The 9790-nt window shown below is 65.1% G+C and carries 7 protein-coding genes; 5 read left to right on the top strand and 2 right to left on the bottom strand.

Features of this window, described 5'->3' with window-relative positions; translation table 11 throughout:
• Both OJJ21_RS08155 and OJJ21_RS08150 read left to right on the top strand, forming a co-directional pair.
• Positions 1-1045, top strand: a 1045-nt coding sequence (locus OJJ21_RS08155) for a pentapeptide repeat-containing protein (RefSeq protein WP_297684959.1), incomplete at its 5' end; no start/stop codon positions are given.
• Positions 1046-1101: 56 nt separating this feature from the next.
• Positions 1102-2448 carry a pentapeptide repeat-containing protein gene (locus OJJ21_RS08150; RefSeq protein ID WP_297684957.1) on the top strand — a complete coding sequence of 449 codons (1347 nt, stop codon included), beginning with the start codon at positions 1102-1104 and terminating at the stop codon, positions 2446-2448.
• On the opposite strand, the gene OJJ21_RS08145 is transcribed toward OJJ21_RS08150, so the two are convergent.
• Positions 2445-3680: an MFS transporter gene (locus OJJ21_RS08145; protein ID WP_297684955.1), complete on the bottom strand. Its 1236-nt coding sequence runs from the start codon at positions 3678-3680 to the stop codon at positions 2445-2447. The two genes, OJJ21_RS08150 and OJJ21_RS08145, sit on opposite strands and share 4 nt — an antisense overlap.
• A 180-nt stretch (positions 3681-3860) precedes the next feature.
• Here OJJ21_RS08145 and OJJ21_RS08140 point away from each other — a divergent pair, with 180 nt between their 5' ends.
• Genes OJJ21_RS08140 through OJJ21_RS08130 form a run of 3 tightly spaced genes read left to right on the top strand, consistent with a single transcriptional unit; the run spans position 3861 to position 7162 of the window.
• Positions 3861-4919: an HlyD family secretion protein gene (locus OJJ21_RS08140; RefSeq protein ID WP_297684952.1), complete on the top strand. Its 1059-nt coding sequence runs from the start codon at positions 3861-3863 to the stop codon at positions 4917-4919.
• A gap of 6 nt (positions 4920-4925) precedes the next feature.
• Complete coding sequence (locus OJJ21_RS08135) at positions 4926-6521, top strand: DHA2 family efflux MFS transporter permease subunit (RefSeq protein ID WP_297684950.1); 1596 nt, start codon at positions 4926-4928, stop codon at positions 6519-6521.
• On the top strand, positions 6518-7162 hold the full coding sequence (locus OJJ21_RS08130; RefSeq protein ID WP_297684948.1) for a TetR/AcrR family transcriptional regulator: 645 nt from the start codon (positions 6518-6520) through the stop codon (positions 7160-7162). Before OJJ21_RS08135 ends, OJJ21_RS08130 begins: the two co-directional genes overlap by 4 nt.
• Here the strand turns inward: OJJ21_RS08130 and pepN are convergent.
• Positions 7159-9786, bottom strand: coding sequence for an aminopeptidase N (pepN, locus tag OJJ21_RS08125; protein ID WP_297684946.1), 2628 nt, complete (start codon positions 9784-9786; stop codon positions 7159-7161). The genes OJJ21_RS08130 and pepN overlap by 4 nt on opposite strands.
• Positions 9787-9790 lie beyond the last annotated feature (4 nt).

Genomic DNA, 9790 nt, shown 5'->3' with positions numbered 1-9790 from the left:
CGCCGACCTGCGCGGCGCCATCCTGCGCGGCGCCGTGCTGGAATTTGCCGATCTCTCGGGCGCCGATCTGCGCGATGGGCGCCTGCTCAAACCCGATGAAGACGGCAATCTGGTGCCGATTGCCGTGGGCGGCGCGGTCACCGAGAAAGCGCATATGACGCATTCCAAGCTGGTCGGTGCCAAGCTGGGCCGGTTGATGAGCCAGCAGGCCGATCTCAGCCATGCCAACCTGGCCAATGCCCGGCTGGTCGATGCCGACCTGTCGAATTCCGATCTGCGTGGCGCGATTTTCGTCGGGGCCGATCTCACCAATACCAATATGAACGGCTGCAGCCTGTCGGGTGCCGTGCTTGCCGGCGCCATGCTCAACGGCACGAAATTCGATGGCGCCGATCTTGCCGGCGCCTTTTTCCGGCAAAGCGAAATGCGCGATGCCCGGCTCGGCGGCGCCATGCTGCCCAAGGCCATCACCGATCTCGACAAGCCGCTGCAGATCATCCTGCGCGAACATCTGGCCTGGACGGATTCGCTCGGCGCCAAGGGACGCCGTGCCGATTTCAGCCGCATCGACATGTCCGGCGTCAAACTGGCCCAGATCGATCTTTCGGCCGCCCTGTTCGTGCAATCCACCCTGGTGGAGGCCGATTTCAGCGGCGCCAGCCTGACCATGTGCGATTTCACCGACGCGATGCTGTTGAATGCCCAGTTCGGCGCCGCCGATCTGCGCGGGGTGAAATTCAGCGGTGCCAACCTGATCGGCAGCAATTTCCGGGGCGCAAAGATGTCACCGATGCCGATCTCGTCCCTGCATGGTAAACGCTGGCATGCCAATCTGGAGAATGCCAATCTCAGCCAGTCCAACCTCAGCGCCTGCGACCTTGAAGGCGCCAACCTGACCCGTTCGATCCTGATGCATGCCGACTTGCGCGACGCCAACCTGAAAGGTGCCAATTTCCGCGGCGCCGACCTGACCGGAGCGGATTTGCGGGATGCCCAGGTGTCCGGCGCCGACTTCACCGGCGCCAGCGGTGTCAACCTGTCGTGAACCATCCCCGCCTATGCTAGGCTGGCCAGCAAGGGCCAGAAACAGATACCGCAAGCATGAATAATCCCGTCAAGGTCATTGCCCAGTATGAAGTGGACGAAATGTTCGAGTCCCATGCCAATTACGTGCGCGGCGTACGCGGCGGCAAGCGCATGGTGCTGCATTTCCGCGACGCCTCACGGGTGGATTTCAGCGGCAAGGAACTGACCTCGGCCGATTTCGTCGGCAGCAAGCTCAACTATGCCGATTTCAGCCATGCCGCGCTGGTCGGCTCGTCCTTCTTCGCCGCCGACATGCAGGGCGCCGATTTTCGCCGCGCCGACCTGACCAAGGCCGATCTGCGCGGCGTCAACCTGCGCAACGCCAACCTCGAATCCGCCAACCTGACCAATGCCGATATCCGCGACGGCGTGCTGCTGCGGCCGGACGAAGACGGCAACCTGATCGCCGTGCTCAAGCGCGCCACCTCGATCGACAATGCCAAAATGGCCGGTGCCAACCTCACCTCCGCCAAGCTCGGCAAGGTCGTCGGCCGCAACACCGATCTGAGCAACTGCAATTTTTCCAATGCCAAGCTGAATGGCGCCGACCTCTCCGGCTCCAACCTGTCGGGCTGCCTGTTCACCGGCGCCGACCTCACCGCCTCGAACCTGTCGCACTGCATTCTGCATGGTTCGGTTCTGGCAGGGGCCGTGCTGAACGAAACCAATTTCGAAGGCGCCGATCTGACGGCTGCCTATTTCCGCCCGATCGACCTGCGCGATGCCGACGTCACCAAGGCGATCATGCCGCGCAGCCTGGAAAGTCTCGACCGCTCGCTGCAGTTCATCGTCAAGGAACATCTCACCTGGATCGAGACGCTGGGCAAGCAGGGCATGCGGGTGGATTTCAGCCGCTACGATCTCTCCGACCTCAAGCTGACCAACATCAACTTCTCGGCCGGCGATTTCTCCTACGCCATCCTGCGCAACACCGATTTCTCCGGCTCGCGCTTCGTGCTGTCGGACCTGCGCGGTGCCATGATGCTGAATGCCAATTTCGCCACCTGCAATCTGCAGGGCGCCAAATTCGACCGCGCCATCATGACCAATGCCGATTTCCGCGGCGCCAAACTTTCCACGGTCAGCATCACCGGCGCGATGCATCGCCGTCAGTCGGCCTCGCTGCAGGAATGCAACCTGACCCAGGCCAAGTTCCAGGGCGCCGATCTGGAAGGCGCGGTGTTCAACCGCTCGATCCTGACGCTGGCCGACTTCCGCAGCGCCAACCTGCGCGGCTGTTCCTTCCTCGACGCCGATCTCACCAACACCGATCTGCGCGGTGCCGATCTGGAAGGCGCCGACCTGCGCGGCGCCATCGGCTTCAAGGTTCCGAAGCCGAACATGGAAAAGAGCAGCGACTAGGCCGCCGCTCCTTCTTCCTCCAGCGATGGCGGTAGCGCATCCAGCGCCGGCATCTGCGACAGCAGGATGACGGCAAGCTGCACGCCGTAACCGATCACCGCCAGCCAGATCGCCGCCTCAAGCCCGAACCGCTCACCGATAAACCCGCCGGCCAGCGCGCCAAGCGGCCGCATGCCGAGCGTCGCCACCTGCTGGATCGCGCTGACGCGGCCGATCAGGCGCAGCGGCACGATGGCCTGGCGCAGACTGGTCTGGCCGATGGTCCACAGCATCGGCCCGAAGCCGAACAGGAAAAACCCTGCCAGCAGCATCATGAAAGCGGCATCGCCACGCATCAGCGTCGTGGCGCCGATGGCGAAAGCGGCGAACAGCGAGGTTGCCGGGCCAAGCAGGATCATGATGCCGAGCCGCAGGCGGGTATGGATCATTGGTGCTGCCAGCGCGGCCAGCAGCATGCCGAGCCCCTGCGCGCCGAGCGCGATGCCGGTTTGCGCCGGGGTCAGGCCGAGCGTGTTGACGGCGAACAGCACGAACACCGCCATCAGCACGAACCAGCTGAAATTCCACGCCATGGCGCAGGCGGCGATGGCGCGCAGCAACGGATGGCGCCACACCACGATCAGCCCCTCGGTCAGTGCCTGACGGATCGGCGGCTTTTCGGTCATGGCGACATCGCGCCGCATGCCGGGTGTCAGCAGCAATGCCACTGTGATCGCCGAGGTGACGGCCGAAACCGCCAGCGCCCAGGCCGGCGAGGTCCAGCCGGCAATCGCGCCGGCGAGACCCGGCCCGAGGAAGACGGCAGCGGCGCGGGTGAATTCGATTTTCGCATTGGCGGCCGGCAGACCGTCTCTGGCCACGATGGCCGGCAGATAGGCCTGGGCCGCGACATTGAACAGCACCGTGCAGGCCGAGAGCGCGAAGCCGAGTACCGCGAGGCTGGCCAGATCGAGCCGGCCGGCAAAAGCCAGCAGCGGCACCAGCGCCAGCAGCAGCGCGCGGCCGGCCTCGCTGCCGGCCATCAGATAATGCCGCGGCAGCCGGTCGGCCCAGAGGCCGGCCAGCAGCGACAGCAGCAGATACGGCAGGGTCTGGGCGGCGCTCAGCGCCCCCATCGTCTCGGCGGTGGCGCCCAGCATCAGCGCCGCCATCAGCGGGATCGCCGCCATGGCGAGCTGTTCGGCGCCATTGGCGGCCAGGTTGGCGAAGGACAGGCGACTGAGGGGTGTCATGACAGGCAGGCTCCAGGGGCTGTAACCGGGGTAAAGCCTTGGCCCGCCACAAACTATCCGGAAGTTGCGCTGTCATGCGCAGTGCGCCTGTGACAGGCGTCACCGCCGCCCTTCTATTTCATGGACAGGACCGTACAGTAATCCTATAGATCATCCGCCTCTCCTCTCGGGACCCCGACGATGACCAAGAAAAAAGCCTTCCTCTCGCTCGCCGCCCTGGCGGCGGTTGCCGGCGCCGCTTATGGCGGCTGGCACTGGTGGAGCTACAGCCGCTTCATCGAAACCACCGACAATGCCTATATCGGCGCCGACATCACCGTGGTGGCGCCGAAGGTGACCGGCTACATCACGACCATGGCCGTGGCCGACAACCAGCAGGTCAGGGCCGGCACTGTGCTGTTCGAGATCGATGCCAGCGACTACCGCGCCAAGGTGGCGCAGGCCCAGGCCGCCGTGCAGGCGCGCCACGCCGCCATCGACGTGATCGACAAACAGCTGGCCAGCCAGCAGGCGACGATTGCCGAGGCCGATGCCTCCTGGCGCAGCACCCGCGCCGACCAGGTACGCAGCGAGGAAGACCTCAAGCGCTACCGCCAGCTCGCCGCCTCCAATTATGTCTCGAACCAGAAGCTCGAAGTGGCGCAGGCCGACCAGCGCAAGGCCAGGGCCGCGGTCGACCGTGCCGACGCCGCCAGGTCGGTCGAGCAGAACCAGATTGCCGTGCTGCAGGCCAACCGCGTGCAGGCGCTGGCCCAGCTCGCGCAGGCCGGGGCCGACCTCGCCGCCGCGCAGCTCGATCTCGACAACACCGTGATCCGCGCGCCCGTCGATGGCGTGATCGGCAACCGCACCGGCCAGACCGGCCAGTATGTGAAACCGGGTACGCAGATCATGGTGATCGTGCCGACCGACGAAATTTATGTCGTCGCCAATTTCAAGGAAACCCAGCTGCGCGGCATGAAGCCGGGCCAGAGCGCCGCGCTGCATGTCGATGCCTTCCCCGACCAGGTGATCAAAGGCCATATCGACAGTTTCGCGCCGGCTTCGGGCGCCAAGTTCAGCCTGCTGCCGCCTGACAACGCCACGGGCAACTTCACCAAGATCGTGCAGCGCGTGCCGGTCAAGCTGCTGCTCGACAAGACCGGCGAGGCGCACCCGCTGCTGGTGCCCGGCATGTCAGTGGTGGTCGATATCGACAAGCGCAGCGAAACAGCCACCCGCACGGTTGCGGCGAAGTAACGCGCCATGTCTGCGCCTGCCGCCACCATGGCACAGAATCCGGCCGCCCCGTCCTCTGCCGGGGCAACGCCGAAAGGCCGGCTGATCGGCTATTTCGCCATGGTGCTCGGCATGTTCATGGCGATCCTGGATATCCAGATCGTTTCGTCGTCGCTGACCGAGATCCAGGCCGGTCTTTCGGCCTCGGCCGACGAGATCAGCTGGGTGCAGACCTCCTATCTGATCGCCGAAGTAATCATGATTCCGTTCAGCGGCTATCTCTCAAGGCTGCTGTCGACGCGCGTGCTGTTCACCGTCTCGGCGGCCAGCTTCACGCTGGCCAGCATCGGCTGCGCGCTGGCCACCAATCTGGAAACCATGATCGTGCTGCGCGCCCTGCAGGGCTTTCTCGGCGGCGCCATGATCCCGACGGTGTTTGCCAGCACCTACATGATGTTCCCGCGCGAGAAGATGGCCGGCGCCACGGTGATCATCGGCCTGGTGGCGACGCTGGCGCCCACGATCGGCCCGACGCTGGGCGGCTACCTGACCCAGCTGTTCTCCTGGCACTGGCTGTTCCTGATCAACATCGTCCCCGGTGTCATCGTCATCGCGCTGGTCTGGACCTTCATCGACATCGACAAGCCGAACTACGCGCTGCTGAAGGGCTTCGATTATACCGGCCTGATCGGCCTTGGCCTGTTCCTCGGCAGCCTGGAATACGTGCTGGAGGAAGGTACCCGCAACGACTGGTTCGCCGACGAGGCGATCCGCGGCTTCACCGCCGCCAGCATCCTCGGCGCCGTGCTGTTCTTCTGGCGCAGCCTCACCTACAGCAACCCGATCGTCGACCTGAAGGCTTTCCGCAACCGCAACTTCGCCACCGGCTGCCTGTTCAGCCTCACCATCGGCGTCGGCCTCTACGGACTGGTCTACCTGCTGCCGCTCTATCTCGGCCGCGTGCGCGGGCTGAACAGCCTGCAGATCGGCGAGGTCATGTTCGTCACCGGCCTGGCGCAGTTCCTTTCCGCGCCGCTGGCCGGTTTCCTCGCCCGCAAGGTGCCCGATCCGCGCCCCGTGCTGGCTTTCGGCTTCGCCCTGCTGGCGGCCAGCACCTGGCTGATGTCGGACCTGACCGGCGACTGGCAGTTCGACCAGCTGCTGCTGCCGCAGATCATGCGCGGTGCCGCGCTGATGTTCTGCATCGTGCCGATCAACGTGATCGCGCTCGGCACCCTGCCGCAGAACGAATTGAAGAATGCCAGCGGGCTTTATAACCTGACGCGCAACCTCGGCGGCGCCTTCGGCCTCGCCGGCATCAACACGATCATGACCGAACGCACCAATTTCCACTGGAACCGCATGGTGGACTTCATCAATCCCGGCCGCTGGGAAGTGCAGCAGTATATGGACAGTATCGCCGGCCTGTTCGGCGACCGCACCGCCGCCGACCAGACGGCCTTCGCCGTGAAAATGCTGACCACCAAGGTGCAGGGCCAGGCCTATATCATGAGCTTCATCGACGTGTTCACCCTGCTGACCATCCTGTTCGCCGCCGCAGCCGTCGCCGTGGCTTTCGCGCAGAGGCCGAAGCAGGCCCCCGCGTCGGGAGACGCGCATTGACCCGGGCCGCTCCGATCAGACGAGGCACGCCCAAAAGAGGCAGGCCCGTCGATGCCGCCAAACGCGCCGCGATCCTGGAAACGGCACGCGAGCTGTTCTTCGAGCATGGCTACGGCATCGGCCTGGAAACCATCGCCGTGAAGGCCGGCGTGTCGCGCCAGACCATCTACAATCTTTTCGATTCGAAAGACGACCTGTTCGCCGCCATCGTGCAGGATACCTCGGGCCAGATCACCGCGGCGCTGGCCGAACTGTCGCCCGAAGCGACGCCGCGCGAGGTGCTGACCGCGCTCGGCATCGGCTTCCTGACCAAGATTCTGTCCGACCGTGCCGTGCAGTTCCAGCGCCTGCTGATCGGATCGTCGGCCAGTTTCCCGACGCTCGGCCCGACCTTCTATGCCAACGGCCCGGGGCGCGGCCTCGCCCGCCTCGCCGCCTTCCTCGACCGCGAAACCGAAACCGGCCGCCTCGCCGTCGACGATCCCGTGCTGGCGGCCGAACAGTTCTTCGGCATGCTGATGGGCCATCGCAGCATGCGCCGCACGCTGCGCATCGATGGCGAGATGCCGGAAGCCGAGATTCGCCGCCGGGTGGACAGCGCGGTCAGCGCCTTCCTGCGCGCCTACAGCAAACCGGCTTAATTCTCCAGCGACTTGGTCGCGATCTCGTAGGTATCGCGCGACAGGCTCGGCTGGGCCAGCACGCGGCGCAGCTGCGCCTTCATCTTATCCTGCCGGCCGGCATCGAACCGGCGCCAGCGGCCCAGCGGCCCCAGCAGGCGCGCGGCCAGCTGCGGATTGATCGGCTCGATCTCCAGGATGCGGTCGGCGTGGAATTCATATCCGGAGCCATCGGCGGCATGATAGCGCAGCGCGTTGGTGGTGAAGGCGCCGACCAGCGCGCGCACCTTGTTCGGCTTCTGCAATGAAAACGCCGGATGTTTCAGCAGGCCTCTCACCTGCTGCAGCGTATCGGGCAGCGCCGAGATCGCCTGCAGCATCAGCCATTTGTCGAGCACCAGCGGATCGTCGGCAAAACGCTGGTAGAAATCATCGAGCGCCGACTGCCGCTCCGGCCCGGCGATATCGACCAGCAGGCGCAAGGCCGCCGCGCGGTCGGTCATGTTGTCGGCCCTGATATACTGGTCGTGGATCAGGCGCTGCAGGCCGGCATCGCCATCCGCCAGTTCGGCCAGATAGGACAGCGCCGCATTCTTCAGCGCGCGCCGCCCGGCCGATGCGGCATCGGGACTATAGGGACCGGGCACGGCATTGGACGCATAGGCGTCTTCCAGCAGCGGGCGGAAGCGGTGCGCGATCTCCTGCCGCAGCGCCCGGCGCGCGGCATGGATGCCCTCGACATCCACCACCGCCATGCGGTCGGCGACATAATCCTCGCTGGGCAGGGTGATCGCCTCGGCGATGAAGGCCTTTTCCAGCATGTCGTCGCGCAGCGTCTGGCCGATGGCCTCGATGAAGGCCGGATCGAACGGCTGCGACGGATCGGCCACCCGCTTCAGCAGCAGCTCGGTGGCATACTGCTGGCCGGCTTCCCAGCGCGCGAAAGCGTCGCTGTCATGTGCCATCAGAAAGGCCTGCGCCGCGCCATCCTGCCTGGCCTTCACCAGCACCGGCGCCGAGAAGCCGCGGTTGAGCGAAATGGCTTTCGGCTCCGGCACGCCCTTGAAGCGGAAGGTCTGCTTCGGCGCGGTCAGCGACAGCACGCCGGGCTTCGGCATAGCGGCGACATCGCCATCCAGCTTCAGCGCGATATCCTGGCCCTGCGCATCCAGCAGGCCGAGACGGAATGGCATATGCACCGGCTGTTTCACCGGCTGGCCCGGCGTCGGCGGCACGGTCTGCGTCACCGTCAGGTCGTAGTCGCCGCTGGCGGCATCGTAGCGGCCCTCGACCGCCACCTCCGGCGTGCCGGCCTGGCTGTACCAGAGCTGGAACTGCGACAGGTCGGCGCCATTGGCATCGGCCATGGCGGCGACGAACTGGTCGCAGGTCGCGGCTTCTCCATCGTGGCGTTCGACGTACAGTTTCATGCCCTTCTGGAAGCCATCCTCGCCCAGCATGGTGTGGATCATGCGGATGACTTCGGAGCCCTTCTCGTAAACCGTCGCGGTATAGAAATTGTCGATGGCGATGTAGCTGTCCGGCCGGATCGGATGCGCCAGCGGCCCGGCATCCTCGGGGAACTGGCGCGACCGCAGCGCGCGCACATCCTGGATGCGCCGCACCGGCCGCGAACGCATGTCGGCGGAGAATTCCTGGTCGCGGAAAACCGTGAGGCCTTCCTTCAGCGACAGCTGGAACCAGTCGCGGCAGGTGATGCGGTTGCCGGTCCAGTTGTGAAAATATTCATGCGCCACCACGGCTTCGATGCCGGCATAATCCACATCGGTGGCGGTTTCCGGATCGGCCAGAATGTATTTGTCGTTGAAGACATTCAGGCTCTTGTTCTCCATCGCGCCCATATTGAAATCGCTGACGGCGACGATGTTGAACAGGTCGAGATCGTATTCCAGGCCGAAGCGCGTCTCGTCCCAGCGCATCGAACGTTTCAGCGCGTCCATGGCATAGGCCGTGCGGCCTTCCTTGCCGTGTTCGACGAAAATCCGCAGCTTCACCTTGCGGCCACTGCGGGTGACGAACACGTCCTCGTTGACGGCGAGATCGCCGGCGACAAGGGCAAAGAGATAGCTCGGCTTGGGAAACGGGTCATGCCAGACAGCGAAATGCCGGCCGTCCGACAGGCTGCCTTCTTCCAGCAGGTTGCCGTTCGACAGCAGCACCGGGCAGGCGTTTTTGTCAGCCCGGATGGTGGTGCGGTAGACCGTCATCACATCGGGGCGGTCGAAGAAATAGGTGATGCGCCGGAAGCCTTCCGCCTCGCATTGCGTGCAATAGACGCCGCTCGACTGGAACAGGCCCGAAAGCTGCGTATTGCCCTTCGGGTTGATGCGGGTCTCGATCTCCAGCACGAAAGGCGCCGCCGGCACCGCCGGAATGGTCAGGGCCTGCGCATCGGTCTTGTAATCGGCATGCGCCAGCCGGTGCCCGTCGATGGTCACCGACAGCAGGTCGAGGTCCTCGCCATCCAGCACCAGCGGCGTGCCGGGTTTCAGCGGCTGCAGCGCCAGCCGCGACTTCACCCGCGTGGCCTCGGGCTGCAGGTCGAATTCCAGATCGACGGTCTCGATGCGGAAATCCGGAGCGCGGTAATCCTTGCGATGGATGGCGGTCGGCTGCGCGGTCATGCAC

Source organism: Ferrovibrio sp., from assembly GCF_025869515.1.
GTDB lineage: Bacteria > Pseudomonadota > Alphaproteobacteria > Ferrovibrionales > Ferrovibrionaceae > Ferrovibrio.
Note: the sequence above shows the minus strand (reverse complement) of the source record. Positions and strands in the feature narration are given on the sequence as shown.

Bases quoted from the DNA above. Each gene is read 5' to 3' on its own strand.
- OJJ21_RS08150 (WP_297684957.1), top strand. From the start codon at position 1,102: ATGAATAATCCCGTCAAGGTCATTGCCCAGTATGAAGTGGACGAAATG.
- OJJ21_RS08145 (WP_297684955.1), bottom strand. From the start codon at position 3,680: ATGACACCCCTCAGTCGCCTGTCCTTCGCCAACCTGGCCGCCAATGGC.
- OJJ21_RS08135 (WP_297684950.1), top strand. From the start codon at position 4,926: ATGTCTGCGCCTGCCGCCACCATGGCACAGAATCCGGCCGCCCCGTCC.
- pepN (WP_297684946.1), bottom strand. From the start codon at position 9,786: ATGACCGCGCAGCCGACCGCCATCCATCGCAAGGATTACCGCGCTCCG.
- OJJ21_RS08140 (WP_297684952.1), top strand. From the start codon at position 3,861: ATGACCAAGAAAAAAGCCTTCCTCTCGCTCGCCGCCCTGGCGGCGGTT.